This is a genomic window from Gammaproteobacteria bacterium (assembly GCA_033344735.1).
Lineage (GTDB): Bacteria > Pseudomonadota > Gammaproteobacteria > UBA4575 > UBA4575 > UBA1858.
The window spans coordinates 1027032-1049456 of record JAWPMW010000001.1 but is presented as its reverse complement, the minus strand read 5'-3'; the positions used below and the strand labels follow the sequence as shown (position 1 = coordinate 1049456).

Sequence of the window (22425 nt, the reverse complement as noted above, 5' to 3'; positions counted from 1 at the left end):
GCTCATGGAAATTCCTATTCTCAGTCTACTCATTTGGATGCCAATTTTGGCGTCTGTCCTGATTATGTTAATGGGTAGAGAGATCGGTGAGGGGATGAAGTGGTTTGCCTTGCTTGTCTCCGTCGTGGAAATGATTCTCGGTGTGTTGCTGATTTCTAAATCCCATATTAGTGCTGAAATGCAATTTGTTGAAAGGCGCAATTGGATTGAGTCGTTTGATATATATTATGCATTAGGCGCTGATGCAGTGTCGATCACATTAATAGTGTTAACAATATTCATGACACTGATAGTGGTAATTGCAAGTTGGACTAACATAAAACATCAAGTCCATAATTACCTTGCTGCATTTTTACTGCTCGAAGGGCTAATGGTTGGTGTTTTCTGTGCAATGGATGCCATGCTGTTTTATGTATTTTTTGAGGCAATGCTTATTCCTATGTTTTTAATTATAGGAATTTGGGGTGGCCCGAGACGTGTGTATGCAACTATTAAATTCTTTTTATACACATTCTTTGGTTCGGTGTTTATGTTGATTGCATTGTTATATTTATATTCGCAAACTAATACTTTTGAAATAGCACGATTGTATGAGGTGGCTATTCCATTACATATCCAAATACCAATCTTTTTAGCTTTCTTAATTGCCTTTGCGGTCAAGGTGCCTATGTGGCCAGTTCACACATGGCTTCCTGATGCGCACGTTGAGGCTCCAACTGGTGGGTCAGTAATATTGGCAGCAATTATGTTGAAAATTGGTGGTTATGGATTTTTGCGATTTAATCTTCCAATTACACCTGATGCTAGTCGTGAGTTAGATTGGTTGCTGATTGCGATGTCGTTAATTGCAATTGTCTATATCGGATTTGTAGCGCTTGCTCAGAAAGACATGAAAAAGCTAATCGCGTATTCGTCAATCGCTCATATGGGTTTTGTTACCTTAGGATTTTTTGTTATATATCAGATTAGTCTTGGTAATACTGATTTTCAAATGTTGGCTTTGCAAGGTGGAATGATTCAAATGATTTCGCATGGATTTATATCGGGTGCTTTATTTTTATGTGTCGGTGTTCTCTATGATCGCATGCATTCGCGCAATATTGATGATTATCAAGGTGTCGTAAATAGCATGCCGGTTTTCGCAGCATTTATGGTGTTGTTTGCAATGGCTAATTCAGGTTTACCTGGTACTTCTGGTTTCGTTGGAGAATTCATGGTGATTGTTGCCAGTTTTGATGCCAGTTTATGGTATGCGGCATTAGCAGCTGTTACCTTAATTGTAGGCGCAGCTTATTCTTTATGGTTAGTGAAACGAGTGATATTTGGTGAGGTATTAAATGACACTGTGACAGCTTTGCAAGATGTTAATTCGCGAGAGTTTCTAATATTACTGACTTTGGCGGTCATGGTGATTTTATTGGGTGTATGGCCAGCACCTCTAGTGGATTATTTGCAGCCTTCACTAGAAAGAGTTCTTAACTATGCACTGACGACAAAAATTTCCTGATATGCAAATTGAAACCATTATTGTTGATTATATTATTGCTGTACCAGAGATTGTTTTACTGCTAGGTGCGTGTGTCGTTTTGTTAGCAGGTGCTTTTATCTCTGCAAAAAGCCATTGGACATATGTCTTGACTCAAATGGTGTTACTTGCAACGCTGTATTTGTGCATACAACCATTTACAGGTCAAGCTGTTGAGTTGTTTAATGGCTTTTATATTAGCGATGATCTATCAGTATTGGCAAAATCTTCTATGTGTGTGTTTATGATTATTGTCATGATTTATTCACGCGCATTTATAAATTCATATAACTTTCCACGTGGAGAGTATTACGCCTTAACATTATTTTCTTTACTGGGGATGATGTTGATCAGTTCTGCGAATCATTTGTTAATGATTTATTTGGGTTTAGAGCTACTTTCGTTATCTATGTATGCTTTGGTTGCTATGAATCGAGATGATTCTGTAAGTTCAGAAGCGGCAATTAAATATTTTGTGTTGGGCGCAATTGCTTCTGGGTTCTTACTATATGGAATTTCTTTAATTTATGGATTGACGGGCACACTGTATTTGTCAGAACTGACAGTAGAAAATGATATGAGCATAGGGATTATTGCTGCCGTTATCTTTGTTGTTATCGGTCTGGCATTCAAACTCGGAGCAGTTCCTTTCCATATGTGGCTTCCTGATGTGTATCAGGGTGCTCCATTGTCAGTCACATTGCTTATTGCAAGTGTACCCAAAATTGCAGGTTTATTATTAGCATTACGATTATTGATGGACGGATTGCAATTCATGCATGAATATTGGCAACAGTCTCTTGTCGTTTTGGCAGTATTGTCTCTTGTAGCAGGTAATATTATTGCTATTGCGCAAACTAACTTGAGACGCATGTTGGGTTATTCAACGATAGGGCATGTTGGGTATATTTTATTGGGTCTGCTAATCGCAAATAAAATTGGCTACTCTGCTGCATTATTTTATACCTTAATTTATGCGTTAATGAGTTCAGCTGTATTCGGTATATTATTGTGTGCCGAAAGAATGAATTATCGGTTAGAAGAATTGGACGACCTAAAGGGTCTATCTAAGAATTATCCTTGGCTGGCATTTTTAATGTTGTTGTTAATGTTTTCAATGGCAGGTATACCGATGACAGTAGGTTTCTATGCGAAACTGAATGTGCTTCAAGCGTTAGTGGCCAATGGAAGCGTCATGCTGGCTATCATCGCGGTTGTTTCCTCGGTTATAGGCGCTTTCTACTATCTACGTGTCATCAAGCTGATGTATTTTGAAGAGGGTAATATTGCTCAAAGGACAATGATGCCCGCCGGCCATATAAGTGTGTTGAGTATCCACTCTTTAATGGTAGTAGGCCTATTTGTGTTTCCTCAGATATTAATTGATCTCTGTAAGCATGCTATAGGTTGATCAGATAATATCCGTTTTTAACTTCCTTGAAATATAACGCTTAGCTGCGTAAACTCCCCCGCTCAGATTAACGCGAACATTAGTTTTATAAGTTTGTTCTGATTCTGAAAATTGCCTAATTGATGCGGGGTGGAGCAGTCTGGCAGCTCGTCGGGCTCATAACCCGAAGGTCGTAGGTTCAAATCCTACCCCCGCTACCAAAATCTCTGTGTCTAGGTTTCCACCTTTCAAAATCTTCCTTAAGTCTTCTTTTTAGCCGAGTTTGTGGCTGATTACACAGCGGCCGAAGCGAATATAAGTTCTAATTGTACACTTGTGTAATTAGAATATTGTTATACACCCTAAAATGTCTCCCTTAGTAAAAAATTCTGTTTTTCTTGCCAGCAAATATCTAGGGTTATTTGCGATGTCGCGCTGGTTGTTGAGGAACAAGATTCGTGTACTTTGCTATCACGGATTTACAACTATTGACGAGCATCACAATGTGCCCGGTCTTTTTATTGAGCCAGAAATTTTTGATAAAAGGATGAGTTATTTGAAGCGAAATGGGTATCAGGTTATTGAGCTAGATCAGGCCTATGAAGATGTTAGCAAGGGAGTCAGTAAGGATAACCGTGTCGTAATTACTATTGATGACGGTTTTGTTAGTGTGTTGAGAAAGGCTGCGCCTATATTAAAACAATATGAATTTCCTTCAACATTATATTTAACCTCATATTTTTTTGATAAGCATTGTCCAGTCTTTCCTCTAGCGACAGGCTATATATTTTGGAAATCTAAGGTTAGCCAAGCAGATTTCTCACAGCTAGATATACCTGCTTTACAAGCCTATAAAGACTGTCAGTTAACCTCATATAATAAGAATAAAGTTGAGGCAATTTTTAAAGAGCATGGTCAAGCCTTAAAAGGAAATGAACATCGAGTGGAACTGCTTAAAAGGTTAGGTGAGATTTTGCAGGTTGATTATGACCAGCTAAACCAACAGAGACTTTTTAATTTGGTGACTAAACAAGAGTTAGCAGAACTGCAAGAATACGGTGTTGATATTCAGCTTCATACCCACCGCCATACTTTTCCAGTTGACCATGAAATTGCTATAAAAGAGATCCAAGATAACAAATTTGTTGTGGATCCTTTGTTGGCTAAACCAATGAAACATTTCTGTTACCCCAGTGGTGTTTGGACTGAGCGTCATTGGGATGCGTTAGCAAAGGAAGATGTGCTCACTGCAACAACTTGTACAACAGGTTTGGTCGATGAGAAGTCACCATTATTCGCATGGCCGAGAATCTTGGATAGTTCGCGCGTATCCCAAATAGAGTTCGAAGCCGAAGTATCGGGATTTAATGAATTGCTTAGAATGGCTAGATCTTGAATATAGATGGAACTAAGGAGGCTAGATTGATGTTATTTCTGTTGCTGAATTGAGCGCTGTAAAATATAATCCCCGCGTTGGTAGGAGTTGTGGTGAGCATAGGAAGTTGGATAGAGGCCCCGTTTGGGGCTTTTTTGTTGGCCGAACGAAAATTCTGCGGTTTTAGGGAGGACGGACGTGAAGCTAGACTCGGATGGTCTTGAGGCGCTAATTGCACCGGTTGTGCAGGGATTGGGCTTTACCCTCTGGGGTGTTGAGCTTAGAAGCTCGCAGCATCATGCCTTGGTGAAGGTCTTTATTGATCATGAAGACGGCATAACAGTGGATAACTGTTCAGAAGTCAGCCATCAGATTAGCGGAATTTTGGATGTAGAGGATCCAATCAGTGTAGCTTATACGCTAGAAGTATCTTCACCGGGAGTTGAACGACCATTAATGAAGCGAGAACACTTTGAAATGTATCTGGGCCGAGAAATAAAAGTAAGGTTAAGTTGGGCGGTACAAGAGCGGAAAAATTATTTAGGGACACTTTCTAATCTAAGTGAAGATGAGGTCACTATGGAAGTCGATGGTGAATTGGTCGAGTTTCCTTTGAATGCGGTAAAACGCGCAAATTTAATTTATAGCGAATTTAAATAAGGCACTTTAGGAACGCATAAGTTTATGAATAAAGAAATTTTAATGGTGGCGGATACTGTTTCTAACGAGAAGGGTGTTGAGAAAGATATAATTTTCCAGGCCATAGAAGCAGCGTTGGCAACAGCGACACGTAAACGCTATACAAAAGATATTGAGGTGCGTGTAGGCATTGATCGTGAGTCTGGTGATTACGACACATACCGGCGTTGGTTGGTGATGGATGATGAAGATCCTGAATTTGAATCTCCAGATAAGCAAATTCTATATAGCTACGCCATACAAAATAATCCAGAAATTCAAGTGGGTGAGTACGTAGAAGAAAGTATTGAATCTGTTGCTTTTGGTCGAATTGCTGCGCACACCGCTAAACAAGTGATTGTGCAGAAAGTACGAGAAGCAGAGCGTGCACAAATAGTTGATGCTTATGCAGATCGTGTTGGCGAACTAGTGATGGGTGTCGTTAAACGTGCTGAACATAGCGGAGTTTATATTGACCTTGGTGGCAATGCAGAGGGATTTATTCCTCGCGAAGATTTGATTCCACGAGAGTCTATTCGTCCGGGTGATCGAATCCGTGCATTTTTAAAGGACGTACGCTCAGAAGTGCGTGGGCCACAATTGTTTTTGACTAGAACTGCGCCAGAATTTTTAATCGAATTGTTTAAGCTTGAGGTGCCTGAAGTGGGGCAGAATGTCATTGATGTATTAGGTGCTGCACGTGACCCAGGCTTGCGTGCAAAAATTGCAGTGCGTTCTCTTGATCCACGGCTTGATCCAGTAGGTGCTTGTGTCGGCATGCGTGGTTCACGCGTTCAGTCAGTATCAAATGAACTAGCCGGTGAACGAATTGATATTATTTTGTGGGATGAGAATCCTGCCCAATTTGTGATTAATGCAATGTCTCCGGCGGTGACGCTGTCAATTGTTGTCGATGAAGAATCCAACAGTATGGACATAGCTGTTGAAGAAGAAAAATTATCTCAAGCCATTGGTCGTGGCGGTCAAAACGTTAAGCTTGCAAGTGAACTGACAGGCTGGGAGCTTAATGTAATGACTGAAGGTCAAGCGGAAGAGAAGAATGATGGTGAAATGAAAGTGTTGCAACAGCTGTTCATGGATCAATTGGATGTGGATGAAGAAGTGGCAGCAATTTTAGTTCAAGAAGGATTCTCAACAGTTGATGAAATAGCTTATGTGCCGCCTAAAGAATTACTAGAAGTTGAAGAATTTGATGAGCAGATTGTAGAAGAGTTAAGAGGGCGTGCACGTGACGCGCTATTAACACAAGCTATTTCGGGTGGTGGCGATGACAATGCTGAGCCCGCAGAAGACCTGCTCGAAATGGAAGGCATGACGCGTGATTTAGCATTTGAGTTAGCAGCTAGAGGTGTCATTACTATGGAAGACTTAGCAGAACAAGGCATTGATGATATTGCTGAGATAGAGGGACAGAAGGAAGATGAAAAAGGTATTGAAGGGCTGACAGAAGAAAAGGCGGGCGAGCTGATAATGAAGGCTCGTGCACCATGGTTTGCTGAAGAAGAAGCAAAATAAAGAAGTCATAAATTAAAAAAGCAATATATTAGAGGGCGCATGGCACAAGTCACTGTACAACAATTAGCAGAAGTCGTTGGTACTCCGGTTGATAAATTGCTGGAGCAGCTAAAAGACGCTGGATTAAGTTTTTCCGCGCCTGATCAGGAAATTTCTGATAGCGAGAAGTTGCAATTGCTTGAGCATTTACGCCAAAGCAAGGGTGCCAAATTAGGCGGAGCCACTGAAGGTAAGAAAATAACTCTAAGACGTAAGAGCACGTCTCAGTTGAAGGTTAGTGGTGGGCAAGGACGTACTGCAAATACTAAGACTGTTAACGTTGAAGTGCGGCGCAAGAAAACTTACGTTAAACGTAGTGAATTAATTGAAGAGCAAGAACAAAAGCGCAAAGAAGAGGAAGAGGTTGAGCAACAACGACTCGAAGCCGAACAAAAAGAGAAAGATATAAAAGCAGCTGAAGAAGCGCGTATTGCTGAAGAAGAGCGCAAAGCTCAAGAAGAAATCGCTGCTAAAGAAGCTGAAGAGCAGCGTTTAGCAGCAGAAGCTGCGACAGCAGCTCAAGAGAAGCAAGCTGTAACTATAGCACCTGCGGCGCCGGTTAAAGAAGCCCCTGCTAAAGAGAAAAAATCCGGTCGCAAGAAAGGCAAGACCGATGATGATCACGCCAAGCGCAAAGAGCTACATGTTGCTAGTGATAAACGAGGTCGTCGTAAACCAAAATCACGGGCACGCACACAAAAAGTTGAAGCCTCTGGTAAGCATGGCTTTGAGCGACCCGTAGCACCTGTTGTAAGAGAAGTATTGGTCCCTGAAAGTATTTCTGTTTCAGACCTTGCGCAAAAGATGGCGATTAAGGCTGCCGAAGTAATTAAGGTCATGATGAATATGGGGGCAATGGCCACCATTAACCAAGTGATTGATCAAGACACTGCGATTCTAGTAGTAGAAGAACTTGGGCATACTGCGAAGCCATTTGAAGAAAATGATATTGAATCAAAAGTTGTTAAGCATGTTTACGATTCTGAAGCTTCAGTAACTCGGCCTCCAGTGGTTACTGTGATGGGTCATGTTGATCACGGTAAAACTTCCTTGCTAGATTATATTCGTCACTCACGTGTTGCTGCCGGTGAGGCAGGTGGAATTACCCAGCATATTGGCGCCTACCATGTGGAAACGCCAAATGGTGTGATCACTTTCTTAGATACTCCTGGACACGCAGCATTTACTGCAATGCGTGCGCGAGGAGCTCAAGCGACTGATATTGTTATATTAGTTGTATCAGCTGACGATGGTGTCATGCCGCAAACTGCTGAAGCAGTGAAACATTCAAAAGCAGCCGGTGTGCCGATGGTTGTTGCAGTGAATAAAATTGACAAAGAAGACGCTGATCCTGACCGTGTTCGCACAGATTTATCTGGCTTAGAAGTGATCCCTGAAGAATGGGGTGGTGATGTGCAGTTCATTAATGTGTCTGCAAAAACAGGCCAAGGAGTTGATGATCTTCTTAATGCTCTCAGCCTGCAGGCAGAAGTTATGGAATTAGTGGGTGTGCCTGATGGTCCAGCAACAGGTATTGTTATTGAGTCTTCATTAGATAAGGGTCGTGGGCCAGTAAGTACTATCTTAGTTCAAGAAGGTAAGTTATCTCGCGGAGATATTCTTCTATGCGGTGAAGAGTATGGTCGTGTTCGTGCTATGTTCGATGAGCAGGGTAAGCCTGTTGAGTCTGCCGGGCCTTCGATACCAGTAGTTGTACTAGGCATGTCAGGCACAGTGAACGCCGGTGAAGAAGCTATCGTCGTCGAGAGTGAACGCAAAGCGCGTGAAGTGGCTGAAGTGCGTAAAGGTAAGACTCGTGAATCAAAACTTGCCGCGCAACAATCTGCAAAACTTGAAAACATCTTCAATCAAATGCAAGAAGGTGAAGTGGCTGCAGTTAATATTTTGGTTAAAGCGGATGTGCAAGGTAGTGCCGAGGCGTTGCGTGATTCATTAGAAAATCTTTCTACAGAAGAAGTGAAAGTGACAATTGTCAGTGCTGGTGTTGGTGGTATTACTGAATCGGATATTAATTTGGCTGCAGCTTCTAGTGCGATTGTGATTGGATTTAATGTGAGAGCAGATGCAAGTGCGCGTAGAGCTATCGATGAAAATGGTGTTGACTTGCGTTACTACAGCATTATTTATGAAGCAATCGATGATGTTAAGAGTGCAATGAGCGGATTGTTGTCACCAGAGTTGCGCGAAGAAATTGTTGGTATTGCAGAAGTGAAGGATGTATTTAAGTCTTCGGTATTAGGTGCAGTGGCCGGTTGTCAGGTTATAGATGGACTAGTTAAGAAGGGTAATCCTATTCGCGTGTTGCGAGATAATGTCGTTATCTACGAAGGTGAATTAGAATCTTTGCGTCGACATAAAGATGATGTGTCGGAAGTTCGTGCCGGAACAGAATGTGGTATTGCCGTTAAGAACTACAATGACGTAAAGCCTGGCGATAATATTGAAGTTTACGAGCGTACTGAAGTCGCACGTACGATTTAATTGTAATGCCTAAAGACTTTCCTCGTGCATTACGTGTTGCAGAACAGGTTCGAAGAGAATTAGTAGTATTGATTAGAGATTCGGTCAATGATCCTAGAGTTAAAGACTTTTCTATCTCGGAAGTCATTGTTACTAAAGATCTGTCTGCAGCAAAAATATATTTTTCTCCTTACGCGCAAAATACCGATATTGAAGAATTGCAGATCGGACTAAATAGTTGTTCTGCATATTTGCGGAAAGAGCTTGGAAAGTTAATGCGACTGCGAGTTATTCCGACGTTGTCATTCCATTATGATGACACCTTGGAACGTTCCGCGCGCTTGAACGACATATTGTCTAAAGAGAAGCTGGATTAAATTTCGATAATTCAGTACATACTCAGTCATATTGTTGAAACAGAATTTGTAATTATTCTCACTTGGCAAAGAAAAATAAATTTGGCCGTGATATTCATGGTCTGCTGGTGCTTGATAAGTCTCTTGGGCTTAGTTCAAACCATGCTTTGCAACGAGTGAAGCGTTTGTTTAATGCTAAAAAAGCAGGGCACACAGGCACGCTAGATCCCCTAGCCACAGGGGTGCTAGTGATATGTTTTGGTCGTGCAACAAAAATTGCTGATCATGTCATGGGAGCTAAAAAATCTTATTACGTGGTGGCAAAGTTAGGTGAGCAAACTGATACTGGTGATAAAGAAGGCCAAGTGGTCGCTAGTGAAAAAGTTAATCAACAGCAACTTGATGTGTTAGTAGAAACAGTCAAATCTTTTCAAGGAGACATTGAACAGATACCGCCAATGTACTCTGCGATCAAAAAAGATGGTGTGCCAATGTATAAGTTTGCTCGGCAAGGCAAGCAAGTCGAACGTGCTTCTCGTCAAGTACACATTCACTCTATTGCTATTGAGAATATTCAAGACAAAAGAGTCGCTATGACGGTACATTGTTCAAAAGGGACTTATATTCGCACTTTAGTTGAAGATATTGGTAAGAAATTGGGGTGCCTTGCTCATGTGGATGAGTTGCGTAGATTGTCTGTGGGCGAGTTTGGGTTAGCTTATAAAATGTATACCTATGAGCAATTGGAGCAGCTGAGTTCAACAGGAGTAAATGAACTAGAAAAAACCATGCTTCCTGTGCAGGCTGCTTTTGTTGGATATCCTCGATTTGAGATGAAAAATGGGCTACTTTTGTCTTTAGAGCAGGGTGGTAAAATTAGATTTCCAGAGGCTATAAATAGTAAATATATACGTATATATGACACCAATAGGATTTTTCGCGGCTTAGGGGAGAAGAAAGACGATGGATTTGTCCATTTTAGTAAGTTTTACATGGGTTAAGGCAATTAAGGTATTGTGCCTTTGCAGACACATGGTAGAATCGCGCTCTCTTAAGAATACCACCCAGAAAATACTACTAGAAAGTTTATAAAAAATGGCACTAACAGCGGAAGATAAGTCGGGCATCGTCAAGCAGTATCAACAGTCAGCAAACGACACTGGATCACCTGAAGTTCAGGTGGCATTACTGTCTGCTCGAATAAAGTACCTTAGTGATCATTTTAGTAATCACAAGCATGACCACCATTCTAGACATGGCTTATTGAAGTTGGTCAATCAACGTCGCAAATTACTAGATTACATTAAGCGTAAAGATCAGCAACGCTATCAGCAGCTGATTTCTTCATTAGGTCTGCGTCGATAATACCTACATGGCTCAGCAAACATTGCCTAGCCATGCCTTTTATCTAGGAAAATCTATTAACACTATACTTGTCGGCATAGTGTCGTATTCACGTATTTAAATTTACAATTCAAATAGGAAATCTTGAGTGAAAAGCATAAAGAAATCATTCCAATTCGGGGCACATGAAGTCACTATCGAGACAAGCGAAATAGCTCGTCAGGCGGACGGTGCTGTATTAGTTAGTATGGGCGATACCTCAGTTCTTGTGACTGCTGTTGGAGTAAGACAAGCTAGAGAAGGGCAAGATTTCTTTCCGCTTACTGTTAACTATCAAGAAAAAACATATGCAGCAGGTAAAATTCCTGGTGGATTTTTCAAGCGTGAAGGCCGGCCTTCAGAAAAAGAAACGCTTACTTGTCGTCTAATTGATCGTCCGATACGACCTCTATTCCCAAAAGGATTCAAGAATGAAGTCCAGGTGATTGCGACAGTTGTATCAATGAATACGGATATTGACTCAGATATTCCTGCCTTAATTGGTACATCAGCAGCGTTATCAATTTCAGGCATTCCATTTGATGGCCCTGTTGGTGCTGCAAAAGTTGGTTATATAAATGGTGAGTATGTGTTAAACCCTACTATTAGCCAGCTTGAGGAATCAGATCTTGAATTAGTCGTTGCCGGAACAGATAGCGCTGTGTTGATGGTAGAGTCTGAAGCGAACATATTGTCAGAAGACGTTATGTTAGGCGCAGTCATGTACGGCCATAAAGAAATGCAAGCGGTTATTAATGCTATTAAAGAACTTGCCAGCGAAATCGGTAAGCCGCGTTGGGAATGGACTGCAGAAGAAGAAGATAAACCCTTAGCTGAAAAAGTAGCTGCAGCATTTGAGCAACCTTTAAGTGACGCATATAAAATTTCAGAAAAGCTATCTCGCCAAGAGGCCGTTGGTGAATTAAGAGCAAAAGCGGTTGAAGATATTAGTTCTGAAGATGGCCCTTCAGCAGCCGATGTTAGTGGTGCGTTTGGTAAATTAGAAAAGAGCATTGTTCGTGGAAAAGTCATTGCTGGTGAGCCGCGAATAGACGGAAGAGATACAAAGACTGTAAGACCTATTTATGTTCGTACTAGAGTCCTTCCGCGTACACACGGCTCTGCATTATTTACACGTGGTGAAACCCAAGCATTAGTAGTCACAACACTTGGTACAGGTCGAGATGCACAGATTATTGATGCTATTGAAGGTTCATTTAAAGATACCTTCATGTTGCACTACAACTTTCCTCCTTATTCAGTGGGTGAAGCAGGCAGGACAGGTTCTCCAGGGCGAAGAGAAATTGGTCATGGAAAACTAGCCAAACGTGGTGTTCAAGCCATTATGCCAACACAAGAAGAATTTCCATACGTGATTCGCGTGGTATCTGAAATTACGGAATCTAACGGTTCCAGTTCTATGGCTTCAGTCTGTGGTACGAGTTTGTCTTTGCTTGACGCAGGTGTACCAATTAAAGCTCCGGTCGCTGGTATAGCCATGGGTCTAATAAAAGAAGGCGATAATTTCGCAGTCCTATCTGACATCTTGGGTGATGAAGATCATCTTGGAGATATGGATTTCAAAGTAGCAGGTACTAGTGAAGGTATTACTGCTCTTCAGATGGATATTAAAATTCAGGGTATTACTGAAGAAATTATGAAGATAGCGCTTGCTCAAGCTCAAGAAGGCCGCATGCATATTCTTTCAAAGATGAATGAAGTGCTTGAAAATCCTGCAGAAATGTCTGAGTTTGCACCTCGCTTATTAGCTATGAAGGTTCATCCGGATAAGATTCGTGATGTGATCGGAAAAGGCGGCGCAGTTATACGTGCGATCACTGAAGAAACTGGCGCTACAGTGGATATTGATGATGAAGGAAACATAAAGATTGCTTCTGTTGATCGTGCTGCGGGTGAAGAAGCGCAGAAGCGTATCGAGTTAATTACTGCAGATGTTGAAGTTGGTGCTACTTACGAAGGTAAAGTGGCTAAAATTATGGACTTTGGTGCATTTGTCACAATCCTTCCTGGCCGAGATGGCTTGGTACATATTTCTCAGATCTCAAATGAGCGCGTTGAAAATGTGTCTGATGAACTTTCTGAGGGTGACATGGTTACTGTTAAAGTATTAGAAGTAGATAAACAAAATCGAATTCGCTTGAGCATGAAAGCTGTCGTAGAGTAAAAAAATATACATGGCTGGCGAAGACGACCCCAACAGCTGGAAAGATAAACTATCCCCTGAACAATTTGCCGTATGTTGGCAAAAGGGGACTGAGCCACCATATAGCGGTCAATATTTAGGCGAAAAAAACGCAGGAACCTTTGTTTGCGTTTGCTGCAAGAGCCGATTGTTCTCATCAGAAACAAAATTTGACTCGGGATCAGGCTGGCCTAGCTTCTGGGAATCCGCATCAGATCAAGCGATTCGCTATATTACAGATAATTCACATGGTATGACTCGTGTTGAAGTATGTTGCAATCAGTGTGGCTCACATTTGGGGCACGTATTTGAAGATGGTCCTGAACCTACCGGCAAGCGATATTGCATTAACTCACTATCTTTAGACTTTGTCCCAGAAAGTGACTAAAGATTGAATAAATTGCTTATAAATTAGCTAGTCAGGATGCGTTATTCAGAGTGGTTTTACTAAGTTTGGGTGCTATAATCTCCGCATTCCAGAGGCTATTTTGGTAGTTTTAACTGTATATAATGATTAATAGTTAAAAATAGATAATATATAAAAATAAGGTCTGCATACGATAGCTCAGGTATTCTGTAAGTAAATAGGAGGTCATATGAAGAAATTTTTAATCAACGTGCGCTATTTTTTAGCTCCGTTGCTAATACTGGCAGCATTGTTTGGCGTGCTAGCTGGCGGTCCATGGGTATGGACGGGCGTAGCATTATTGGGTGTTGGGATTATTATTGACACATTAACCAAAGCACAAACCCCGGGTGCGGGTTTTGATGAAGACGGCGAACTGTATGGTATTCCTGCCTTACACAATGGTGTGATGTACGGCATGCTAGGCGTGTTTATCTGTTTACAGATAGTGTTGGCCTGGCGCATATTCCAGTACATGACAGGTGTTCCAATTGCTCCGTCAACGCTTCTAGGCATGTCTATTCAAGATGGCATTACAGGCGCACAGCTAATTGGTGCAACAATTTCAACAGGAATATTTGCCGGCATCGGCATTATCTATGGTCATGAGTTAGCGCATACGAAAGGCTTCAGCTTTGTAATAGCGCGTTGGATGATGGCGTTATCAGGCAAGGCACACTTCTGCTACGCCCACGTATACAACCATCATTTAGAGCTTGGTCATGTCGATGATCCAGCGACATCACCACGTGGAAGAAGCTTGTACAAGCATTATCCATTATCTGGGATTGGGCAAAGTAAATTTTTATTCGTGATGGAGAAGCAACGTCTAGAGAGACTGGGAGTGCCATTCTTATCATGGCAGAACCGATGGATACGCGGATACTTCATGGCATTGCCAACAGTATTTTTGTTCTGGTTTGTCGGCGGCTGGGTTGGCATAGGCTGTTTAGCGATTGTGTGGTTAATTTCTAACTTTGAGTTAGAAGCATTGAACTACCTGGAGCACTACGGTTTAATTCGCGAGAAAGGGCAACCGATTGATTACCGTCATAGCTGGGATAACAGCACGGCATTCACGAGTTGGTTCTTTATCGAGATTGGACGTCAAGGAGATCACCATGACCGTGGAGAGACCCACTTTTGGGAGTTAGACGAAGTGGGATCACCGAACTGCGGACGTGGCTATTTCACGTTATTTGCATTGGCATTGTTACCGCCAATATGGCATAAGTACATGAATGAGCAGATGAACAAGTGGGATGATGAAATGGCCTCAGAAGGCGAGCGTAAGGTCGCGGCCAAGATTAATCAGATCGCTGGCTACGCTTAATCTGTAAAATTTATATCGGGTCTTATAGTTTATATTCTGTAAGGCCCGGTTGAATAAAAAATATACATATAAATCAGTGGTAAAATTGAGGAGTAAATAAAATGAGTGAAGCTAGCTTATACGTGCGCCTGGGTGGTGCAGATGGTATTGCAGCAGTGGTTGAGGATATCTGGATAAATCATACTTCAAATCCAAAAATTAAACAGCGCTACGCACAAAGTGACCCAGAAAATGTAAAGCGTTTAGTAAGAGAGTTTTTTGGTGCCGGTATCGGTGGGCCAGAGACATATACAGGCCAAGATATGTTAACTGCACATACTGGTATGAATATTAGTGATGAAGAATTCGTTGCTGTTTGTGATGATGTGCTTGCTGCGTTAGATAAAAATAATGTTGGTGCAAAAGAAAGAGACGAAGTCTTATGTATTTTGTACTCAATGAAAGGTGAAATTGTTGGTGTGTAACTGAACTAAATAATAAATTTTAAGAGGAGTAGTTATGAAAGTAACATGGGATGAGAGTACCTGTATTCATGCTGGTAAATGTGTTGAAGGTTCACCAAATGTCTTCAAGGTTGTTGATGGCGCTTTTGTCATTGATGAGTCTGGTGCACCTGAAGATGAGATTCGTGCAACAGCTGCACAATGTCCATCTGGTGCAATAAAGATAGAAGATTAACCAAAAAATTAACTAAGAAAGCTAATCATTAACCTCGCAAAAAACCAAAAGTTCATCGCTAGATGATTATTAGATGAGGTTATTGAATTAGGGGGAAGATTATGATCGGAGATAAATTAGGAACAAAAATGATTCTGCGTGGGCATCCAAGTTGCCCTAACACAGGTAAGTGTTTGCAGGCTGCCGCAGAAAAGGGAGTGGACATTGAGACTGAAGTGATTACAGATCTTGATGCAAGCGATTTTCGTGCTGTCTCCCCTTATGGAATAGGCCCGGTATTGCAGGACATAGACTTTGTTGTTTATGGCACTACTGCAGTAATGTCATATTTAGATGATAAGGGTTTCGGTCCGTCACTTGTTCCTCGTAATGGCGTGAGCCGTGCAATCATGTATCAGTGGGCAATCATTGCGACCGAATGTGTTGCTCCTAATCTAGGTGACTCTATTAACAAAGATGCTTTAGCTCCTTTGTTTGATGGTCTTGAGAAGCAAGTACTTAATCCTCCAAGAAAAGGTGATTTTATTTGTGGTGATTTTTCACTGGCAGATATTCATTGGTCATCTTGCTGCAACTTGATCGAAATTGGTGGTGCTGGAGACTTGATAAGTTCTCGTCCGGGAGTGGCTAAATGGTACGATAAAGTGAAATCGCACCCAAGTACAAGTAAAGAAAAAATCATTCCATTCACAGTGTTACCTTCCGCAGGAGATATCTCATCAGGTACATTAAACGGAATTTCAATAAACTCATAAATGTTGACGTAAATTGAAAAGCGCGCAGATTAAAGTCTGCGCGCTTTTTACGTATATAGCATTTTATATACCATAAGAAATCATGTTTGGATTATTTGGAAATAAGAAACAAGAGCACACTGCAAACATAAATAACGGTGAAGCAACTGTTACTGTCAAGGCGGGTGATAACTTACTAAAGGCTGCTTTAGAAGCAGGGCTGGCATGGCCTCACGATTGCCGTGTGGGAAGTTGTGGAACATGCAAATGCGTTATTAAAAAAGGAAAAATTAAAGCGTTAACAGATTTTTCTTATGTACTTGATGGTGATCAGTTGAAAGCTGGTACTGCGCTTGCGTGTCAGACTGTATTGAAAAATGATATTGAAGTTGAAGTTGAAATGGGAGATGCGCCCGCAACTGAGCTGCTCCAATTGAAAGGATCGATAGCTAGAGTAAATGACTTAACCTATGACATTAAAGAGTTAGTTGTAAAATGTGATGGTGAATTTAGTCGCAACATGATGGCTGGGCAATATGCAGAGATATCCGTTGATGATATTCCCACACCAAGATCATATTCATTTGCAAAATCACCAAGAAACGAAAACAAAGATGAATTTAGCTTCTATATTCGTAAAGTGCCTGGCGGTGAGTTTACAGAATGGCTATATGCACAAGATAGAGTGGGTACCCCAGTTAACCTTGCAGCACCATATGGCCAGTTCTATCATCGACCAGCGAGCTCTCAAATGATATGCATGGCAGGTGGTAGCGGTATGAGTGCTATTAAAGCAATACTAGAAGAATGTGTGCTAGAGCAAACTGAACGTAATTGTATCTACTTGTTCGGTGCGCAAGCCGAGAGAGATTTATACTGTCAAGAAGAAATGCAGCGCATTAAAGAACAATGGCACAAAGGCTATACTTTCGAATTTGTAGAAGTTTTATCTGCAGATATAGAAGGCTCGTCATGGACAGGACCTACTGGATTTGTGACAGACTATTTTAAGCAGTCATATATCGATACATCTGCGCTTGATATGAAGGATGCACAAGGCTACTTATGTGGGCCACCTCCAATGATTGACGCTGCGATAAAGATTCTTGTAGCTGGTGGAATTGATGAAGAAAGTATATATTACGACAAATTCTTAGACGCTAGCTCAATACCTGGTGGGCGCTAGGTCCTTGATTTTATTATAAAAAATTAGGAGAATAATATTATGACAATGAAAGCATTAGGAGTTATGGCACTATTTACGATTGCTATGATTTCAATTTTTAATTTTATTGGTTTCCAGAACCATCATGAGAACCTGCTTTGGGCAATTGGTGGAGCACTATTCTTGGTAGTAACATTAATTGGTAATGTTTGGTTGTTCATCGGAATTGCACAAGAAGAGCCATGGGCATGGTTTAAAGATTCTGATAACGAATAAAGCTAAATAGATGAATAAATAAAAAAGCCGGCTTCTATGCCGGCTTTTTTATTTAGTATTTCAGTGGAAGAGTCTTTAGTCTTGGAATTTTATTTTGTTGCCAATGATTAATTGCCCATTCCCATATTGTCCAGATTGGCCTCCAGTTAAGATTGTTTGGCGGTTCCTGGCCTAAATCAGTTAACGCGTTAATTAACCAGGTGCGTGCATTATGCTTTTTTAATGCCGGAGCGTGAGTTTGCTTGCTTAGTTTGTCTCCATTCTCGTGTGTAATTATAGGTATGTGCAGAAAAGCTGGAGACCTATTCTGAATTAGCTTGCTTAAGTGAATCTGTCTGGGAGTTATAGCCAACAAGTCTGCACCTCTTACAACTTCAGTATATTGTTCGAATAAATCATCAATACTTGCTGCTAATATATAGCTAGGTAATTTATTTGCTCGGTAGATAATATAATCACCACTAATTTTCTTTAAGTTACATTTTTGCTCACCAAAGTTATTGTCTGTGTATTCAATATTGGAGTCATCAACACGTACACGTAGTGAAGTACCTTTTTGATAAATCAATTTTTTCTTAGAACAGCTGCCAGGGTAAATCGATCCCATGTCACCATGTTTTGCAATTTTGGCTAACTCTTTGCGACTACAACTGCACGCATAAGCTTGATTGCTATTTAGTAATTCTAAAGCGATATGCTTGTGAAGGTTTGCTTGTTTGCTTTGTAAAATTGGTTTGTGGTCCCACTGAAAACCGTAGTCTTTTAATGTTTGTAATATTGCTTGAATGGAACCTTTAGATTCTCTGTCTGGGTCGATGTCTTCGATACGAATAAACCACTGGCCATGTTGACTGCGTGCCTGTAGATAACTGGCGACTGCAGTTACTAATGAACCGTAATGGAGAGGACCCGTCGGAGAGGGTGCAAATCGGCCGCGATAACGGCCGTATTGTGAAATTCTAGTGCGGATATCTTCCTGACTTATGAATAAATTTGCTTCTCTTTAATTTCTTGTAACGTTTTGCAATCGATACACTGAGTTGCTGTTGGCCTTGCTTCAAGGCGTCTTATACCAATCTCTATGCCGCATGACTCACAGTAGCCATAGTCGCCTGTATCTAAAGTTATAACAGATTCATCAATCTTTTTAATTAATTTGCGTTCTCTGTCTCGAGTACGAAGTTCTAAGCTAAATTCCTCTTCCTGGGTGGCACGGTCAGCTGGATCAGCGTAGTTAGCTGCATCAGTCTTCATGTGGTCTACAGTTCGATCAACTTCTTGCATTAACTGTTTTTTCCATTCGAGCAGAATATGTCTGAAATGGACTAATTGACCATCACTCATGTAAAGCTCGCCATTGCTCGGCATATAAGGGTCGATACCTTCTACAGGTAAAGTCATACCAACAATAGGCTCATCAGGGATTAAGCGAGTTTTAGGCTTAGGTACTGGCTTTTTGGCAATGATCTTCTTTTTGACAGCACTTGCACTTGATGAGGCTTTCTTAGGTGCTGCTGCCTTTTTCTTAGGTGCTGCTGCCTTTTTCTTAGGTGCTGCTGCCTTTTTCTTAGGTGCTGCTGCCTTTTTCTTAGGTGCTGCTGCCTTTTTCTTAGGTGCTGCTGCCTTTTTCTTAGGTGCTGCTGCCTTTTTCTTAGGTGCTGCTGCTTTTTTCTTAGTTCTTATAGCCTTCTTTTTTACAGGGGCTTTTTTCTTAGGCGCTGCTGCTTTCTTCTTAGCCGGAGCTGCCTTTTTCTTTGAAACCGCTTTTTTAACTGCCATGTTGTTAGCCCTAATAAAAGAAGCCCGCTTTATTATCAGAATAAATCAGTAGTTGCAAGAAATTAGTTAATTTGTGTCCTTCGTGGATGGTGAAATTTTTTCTACTATGTTTTTCGAACTTGTTGATTCCACGCGACTAACTACTTCACCGCTAGCTAAATAGGTGGTTAATTGATCACCGTGATTGACTTGCGTGTGATCAGTAACGAGTTGTGAGGATTGTTTATTCATTACGGTAATGGAATACCCGCGCTGAAGAGTATTAAGAGGGCTGACGGCATTCATTGTGGTGGACTGTAATTCTAAATTGTGGGTCTTTTGGTCAATTAGGTGGCGTATTGTCTCGTATAGACGAGAATTAATAGTCTTGACATGCGATTTCTTTGTTTCTAGCCATTTTTGTGGGGATTGAGTAAGAAAACGTTGTGTCAAACTCTGGAGTTGGTAACTATTATTTATAGTCTGAGTTAGAGTGCTTCGCTGTAGCCTATCTAATAGCCCCTTAAGCGATTGTTTCTGAGCATTGATAACCGTAGAGGGATGCGAGCGTTGCAATCGTTGAGAGAGCCAATCTGTGCTTTGGGCACAGGTATTTATTAGTTCGATTGATAGCTTTTCCAATCTGCGCTGAGAATTGGTCAGCATGGCGAATAAAACATCCGTTTCAGGGCAGGTTAATTCTGCCGCAACAGAAGGCGTTGGTGCACGCAAATCAGCAACAAAGTCGGCAATTGTGTAATCTATTTCATGGCCAATACCCGAAACTATTGGAATATCTGAAGCTGAAATGCTGCGAGCAAGAACTTCGCTATTGAATGACCATAAATCCTCTATGGAACCACCGCCCCTTATGAGTACTATAATATCTGCACTTGCCTGAGTATTAATCGCCCGTATTGCGTTGCTAATTTTATCAGCAGCCTGCTCGCCCTGCACAGGCACTGAATAAATCGTTTTCTTGCAACAAGGATAGCGTCTCTGTGCTACTTGTAAATAATCTTTAATGGCGGCACCTGAGGGTGAAGTAACTATGGCAATTTCACCAGGGAAGGCAGGAATTTGTTTTTTCTGGCTTTCATCGAATAGCCCTTCTTCTGATAACTTGCTTTTTAATGCTTCGAATTGCCTTTGAAGTGCACCAAAGCCGGCTTCCTCCATGCCATCTACAATTAATTGTAAATCGCCTCTGGCCTCATACAGGCTTGCTTTAGCGCGTATAATTACTTGGACACCATTTATAATTTCAAAAGGGACGCGTTGATTACTGTTTCGAAACATCACACAACGTAATTGTGCATTTTTATCTTTGATTGAAAAATACAGGTGTCCGGAGGCTGGACGAGCCAAATTTGATATTTCGCCTTCAACCCACAATAGAGCAAAATTTGATGCAATTGCATGCTTTAGCTGCTGGTTGATCTCGGAAACAGAATATATTTCACGTGCATTGGTTGAATCGGTCGGCATGTGTCCATCCATAATTAGGGAGTTATATTACTTGCTAGCAGTTTACCCTGTTGAAGTCAGTCTCTATAATTAGCCGCCATCTCGAACACCGGACATCGAAATGCGCATTATTCAGGAAGCTCTTACATTTGACGACGTACTACTTATACCAGCACATTCTTGTGTGCTTCCGCGCGATGTAGATCTTAGCACCCAACTCACGCGAGAGATTCGCCTAAATATCCCTTTATTGTCAGCTGCTATGGACACAGTCACCGATGGCCGATTGGCCATTGCGATGGCACAAGAGGGTGGCATGGGTATTATCCACAAAAATATGTCTGTCGAAATGCAGGCAAAAGAAGTAACACGCGTGAAAAAATATGAAAGTGGCGTTATTAAGGATCCTATTACTGTGGGACCTGATATCAGTATTTCTGAAGTGCTGGCTATTACGCGTGCAAATAATATTTCTGGAGTGCCTGTCGTCGATAAAGAACAATTGCTGGGTATTGTTACTAGTCGTGATCTACGTTTTGAAACTCATTTGGATGCACCTGTCACAACAATAATGACACCAAAAGAAAGATTGGTGACGGTCGAGGAGGGCGCAAGCTTAGATAAAGTGCAAGAGTTATTGCATAAACATCGTATTGAAAAAGTGCTGGTAGTGAATAAAGATTTCCAACTACGTGGAATGATTACAGTCAAAGATATTCAAAAATCATCTGAGAATCCTAATGCATGTAAAAATGAACAAGGTCAATTACGTGCAGGTGCAGCAGTCGGGGTTGGAGCAGATACTGATGAGAGAGTAGATGCGTTAATACAAGCTAACGTCGATGTTATTGTGGTTGATACAGCTCACGGCCATTCTCAAGCAGTATTAGATACCGTAAAAAAGGTTAAGGAAAAATATCCTGGAGTACAAGTGATTGGTGGCAATATCGCGACCGCAAATGCAGCCCTTGCTCTTATTGAAAGTGGAGCTGATGCGTTAAAAGTAGGTATAGGTCCGGGCTCCATATGTACCACTAGAATCGTTGCAGGTGTAGGTGTGCCACAAATAAGCGCTATTGATAATGTTGTGAGTATAGCTAATAAGAAAAGTATTCCAGTTATAGCTGATGGAGGCATTCGTTACTCAGGCGATATTGCTAAAGCAATTGCAGCAGGCGCTAACACAATTATGGTTGGTAGTTTGTTTGCAGGCACTAAAGAATCTCCAGGCGACGTAGAATTGTATCAAGGACGTTCTTATAAAACTTATCGTGGAATGGGTTCCATCGGTGCAATGCAGCAAGGATCAAGTGATCGTTACTTCCAAGATGGAGTAGCAGAAAAAGATAAGTTAGTCCCAGAAGGTATTGAAGGACGCGTGCCCTATAAAGGATCTATCGCATCAATATTGCAGCAGCTACTGGGAGGTGTGCGTTCTAGCATGGGCTATGTAGGTTGCAACAACATTGATGAAATGCATGCTAAAACAGAATTCGTGAAAATCTCTTCCGCAGGAATGCGCGAAAGCCATGTGCATGATGTTGCAATTACCAAAGAAGCACCAAACTATCACGTAGAATGATAAAAAGGAGTCAGAGTCCTTTTTGTGTCTATTGTAAAATTTAAAAAGGGCTCTGACCCC

General features: G+C 41.3%; 21 protein-coding genes and 1 tRNA gene. 19 read left to right on the top strand and 3 right to left on the bottom strand.

Going from position 1 to position 22425, the window contains the following annotated elements:
* Positions 1-4 precede the first annotated feature (4 nt).
* The 18 genes from R8G33_05370 to R8G33_05285 all read left to right on the top strand — a co-directional run bounded on the left by R8G33_05370 (position 5) and on the right by R8G33_05285 (position 17558).
* The gene (locus R8G33_05370) at positions 5-1507 is read left to right on the top strand and encodes an NADH-quinone oxidoreductase subunit M (protein ID MDW3095087.1); all 1503 of its coding nucleotides are present in this window, start codon (positions 5-7) and stop codon (positions 1505-1507) included.
* 1 nt (position 1508) lies between these two features.
* Complete coding sequence (nuoN, locus tag R8G33_05365; protein MDW3095086.1) at positions 1509-2936, top strand: NADH-quinone oxidoreductase subunit NuoN; 1428 nt, start codon at positions 1509-1511, stop codon at positions 2934-2936.
* Between the two features lie 123 nt (positions 2937-3059).
* A tRNA-Met gene (locus R8G33_05360) sits at positions 3060-3136 on the top strand.
* A 146-nt stretch (positions 3137-3282) separates the two neighbouring features.
* Positions 3283-4311 carry a polysaccharide deacetylase family protein gene (locus R8G33_05355; protein MDW3095085.1) on the top strand — a complete coding sequence of 343 codons (1029 nt, stop codon included), beginning with the start codon at positions 3283-3285 and terminating at the stop codon, positions 4309-4311.
* Positions 4312-4488: 177 nt separating this feature from the next.
* Positions 4489-4950, top strand: coding sequence for a ribosome maturation factor RimP (rimP, locus tag R8G33_05350; protein MDW3095084.1), 462 nt, complete (start codon positions 4489-4491; stop codon positions 4948-4950).
* A 24-nt stretch (positions 4951-4974) separates the two neighbouring features.
* The gene (gene nusA / locus R8G33_05345) at positions 4975-6504 is read left to right on the top strand and encodes a transcription termination factor NusA (GenBank protein MDW3095083.1); all 1530 of its coding nucleotides are present in this window, start codon (positions 4975-4977) and stop codon (positions 6502-6504) included.
* Positions 6505-6543: 39 nt separating this feature from the next.
* Positions 6544-9045, top strand: coding sequence for a translation initiation factor IF-2 (infB, locus tag R8G33_05340; GenBank protein ID MDW3095082.1), 2502 nt, complete (start codon positions 6544-6546; stop codon positions 9043-9045).
* A 5-nt stretch (positions 9046-9050) separates the two neighbouring features.
* Positions 9051-9401 (top strand): 30S ribosome-binding factor RbfA, encoded by a 351-nt coding sequence (gene rbfA / locus R8G33_05335; GenBank protein ID MDW3095081.1) that lies wholly within the window; start codon positions 9051-9053, stop codon positions 9399-9401.
* A 62-nt stretch (positions 9402-9463) separates the two neighbouring features.
* Entirely contained in the window at positions 9464-10381 is a 918-nt protein-coding gene (truB, locus tag R8G33_05330; protein MDW3095080.1) for a tRNA pseudouridine(55) synthase TruB, read from the top strand.
* A 94-nt stretch (positions 10382-10475) separates the two neighbouring features.
* Entirely contained in the window at positions 10476-10745 is a 270-nt protein-coding gene (rpsO, locus tag R8G33_05325) for a 30S ribosomal protein S15 (protein ID MDW3095079.1), read from the top strand.
* A 127-nt stretch (positions 10746-10872) separates the two neighbouring features.
* Positions 10873-12948: a polyribonucleotide nucleotidyltransferase gene (gene pnp / locus R8G33_05320; GenBank protein MDW3095078.1), complete on the top strand. Its 2076-nt coding sequence runs from the start codon at positions 10873-10875 to the stop codon at positions 12946-12948.
* Positions 12949-12958: 10 nt separating this feature from the next.
* Positions 12959-13354: a peptide-methionine (R)-S-oxide reductase MsrB gene (gene msrB, locus R8G33_05315; GenBank protein ID MDW3095077.1), complete on the top strand. Its 396-nt coding sequence runs from the start codon at positions 12959-12961 to the stop codon at positions 13352-13354.
* Positions 13355-13562: 208 nt separating this feature from the next.
* Positions 13563-14705 carry a fatty acid desaturase gene (locus tag R8G33_05310; GenBank protein MDW3095076.1) on the top strand — a complete coding sequence of 381 codons (1143 nt, stop codon included), beginning with the start codon at positions 13563-13565 and terminating at the stop codon, positions 14703-14705.
* Positions 14706-14806: 101 nt separating this feature from the next.
* A complete protein-coding gene (locus R8G33_05305; GenBank protein MDW3095075.1) occupies positions 14807-15169 on the top strand; it encodes a group 1 truncated hemoglobin in 363 nt (120 codons plus the stop codon).
* A 34-nt stretch (positions 15170-15203) separates the two neighbouring features.
* The gene (locus R8G33_05300; protein MDW3095074.1) at positions 15204-15383 is read left to right on the top strand and encodes a (4Fe-4S)-binding protein; all 180 of its coding nucleotides are present in this window, start codon (positions 15204-15206) and stop codon (positions 15381-15383) included.
* Positions 15384-15484: 101 nt separating this feature from the next.
* The gene (locus tag R8G33_05295; protein MDW3095073.1) at positions 15485-16138 is read left to right on the top strand and encodes a glutathione S-transferase family protein; all 654 of its coding nucleotides are present in this window, start codon (positions 15485-15487) and stop codon (positions 16136-16138) included.
* 82 nt (positions 16139-16220) lie between these two features.
* A complete protein-coding gene (locus tag R8G33_05290) occupies positions 16221-17303 on the top strand; it encodes a 2Fe-2S iron-sulfur cluster binding domain-containing protein (protein MDW3095072.1) in 1083 nt (360 codons plus the stop codon).
* A 39-nt stretch (positions 17304-17342) separates the two neighbouring features.
* Positions 17343-17558 carry a hypothetical protein gene (locus tag R8G33_05285; protein ID MDW3095071.1) on the top strand — a complete coding sequence of 72 codons (216 nt, stop codon included), beginning with the start codon at positions 17343-17345 and terminating at the stop codon, positions 17556-17558.
* Between the two features lie 52 nt (positions 17559-17610).
* Here R8G33_05285 and gluQRS read toward each other — a convergent pair whose 3' ends face one another.
* The 3 genes from gluQRS to xseA all read right to left on the bottom strand — a co-directional run bounded on the left by gluQRS (position 17611) and on the right by xseA (position 20804).
* Positions 17611-18516 (bottom strand): tRNA glutamyl-Q(34) synthetase GluQRS, encoded by a 906-nt coding sequence (gluQRS, locus tag R8G33_05280; protein ID MDW3095070.1) that lies wholly within the window; start codon positions 18514-18516, stop codon positions 17611-17613.
* Between the two features lie 23 nt (positions 18517-18539).
* Positions 18540-19337, bottom strand: coding sequence for an RNA polymerase-binding protein DksA (dksA, locus tag R8G33_05275; protein ID MDW3095069.1), 798 nt, complete (start codon positions 19335-19337; stop codon positions 18540-18542).
* A 66-nt stretch (positions 19338-19403) separates the two neighbouring features.
* Entirely contained in the window at positions 19404-20804 is a 1401-nt protein-coding gene (gene xseA, locus R8G33_05270) for an exodeoxyribonuclease VII large subunit (protein MDW3095068.1), read from the bottom strand.
* A 100-nt stretch (positions 20805-20904) separates the two neighbouring features.
* On the opposite strand from xseA, the gene guaB reads away from it, so the two are divergent.
* Positions 20905-22365, top strand: a complete 1461-nt coding sequence (gene guaB, locus R8G33_05265) for an IMP dehydrogenase (GenBank protein ID MDW3095067.1) — start codon at positions 20905-20907, stop codon at positions 22363-22365.
* Positions 22366-22425: the final 60 nt, after the last annotated feature.

What these genes read in the sequence shown, in the direction of transcription:
- xseA (MDW3095068.1), bottom strand. Translation starts at nt 20,804, where the DNA reads ATGCCGACCGATTCAACCAATGCACGTGAAATATATTCTGTTTCCGAG.
- nusA (MDW3095083.1), top strand. Translation starts at nt 4,975, where the DNA reads ATGAATAAAGAAATTTTAATGGTGGCGGATACTGTTTCTAACGAGAAG.
- R8G33_05370 (MDW3095087.1), top strand. Translation starts at nt 5, where the DNA reads ATGGAAATTCCTATTCTCAGTCTACTCATTTGGATGCCAATTTTGGCG.
- R8G33_05290 (MDW3095072.1), top strand. Translation starts at nt 16,221, where the DNA reads ATGTTTGGATTATTTGGAAATAAGAAACAAGAGCACACTGCAAACATA.
- dksA (MDW3095069.1), bottom strand. Translation starts at nt 19,337, where the DNA reads ATGGCAGTTAAAAAAGCGGTTTCAAAGAAAAAGGCAGCTCCGGCTAAG.
- R8G33_05305 (MDW3095075.1), top strand. Translation starts at nt 14,807, where the DNA reads ATGAGTGAAGCTAGCTTATACGTGCGCCTGGGTGGTGCAGATGGTATT.
- R8G33_05355 (MDW3095085.1), top strand. Translation starts at nt 3,283, where the DNA reads ATGTCTCCCTTAGTAAAAAATTCTGTTTTTCTTGCCAGCAAATATCTA.
- infB (MDW3095082.1), top strand. Translation starts at nt 6,544, where the DNA reads ATGGCACAAGTCACTGTACAACAATTAGCAGAAGTCGTTGGTACTCCG.
- R8G33_05310 (MDW3095076.1), top strand. Translation starts at nt 13,563, where the DNA reads ATGAAGAAATTTTTAATCAACGTGCGCTATTTTTTAGCTCCGTTGCTA.
- msrB (MDW3095077.1), top strand. Translation starts at nt 12,959, where the DNA reads ATGGCTGGCGAAGACGACCCCAACAGCTGGAAAGATAAACTATCCCCT.
- nuoN (MDW3095086.1), top strand. Translation starts at nt 1,509, where the DNA reads ATGCAAATTGAAACCATTATTGTTGATTATATTATTGCTGTACCAGAG.
- R8G33_05295 (MDW3095073.1), top strand. Translation starts at nt 15,485, where the DNA reads ATGATCGGAGATAAATTAGGAACAAAAATGATTCTGCGTGGGCATCCA.
- R8G33_05300 (MDW3095074.1), top strand. Translation starts at nt 15,204, where the DNA reads ATGAAAGTAACATGGGATGAGAGTACCTGTATTCATGCTGGTAAATGT.
- rbfA (MDW3095081.1), top strand. Translation starts at nt 9,051, where the DNA reads ATGCCTAAAGACTTTCCTCGTGCATTACGTGTTGCAGAACAGGTTCGA.
- R8G33_05285 (MDW3095071.1), top strand. Translation starts at nt 17,343, where the DNA reads ATGACAATGAAAGCATTAGGAGTTATGGCACTATTTACGATTGCTATG.
- rpsO (MDW3095079.1), top strand. Translation starts at nt 10,476, where the DNA reads ATGGCACTAACAGCGGAAGATAAGTCGGGCATCGTCAAGCAGTATCAA.
- guaB (MDW3095067.1), top strand. Translation starts at nt 20,905, where the DNA reads ATGCGCATTATTCAGGAAGCTCTTACATTTGACGACGTACTACTTATA.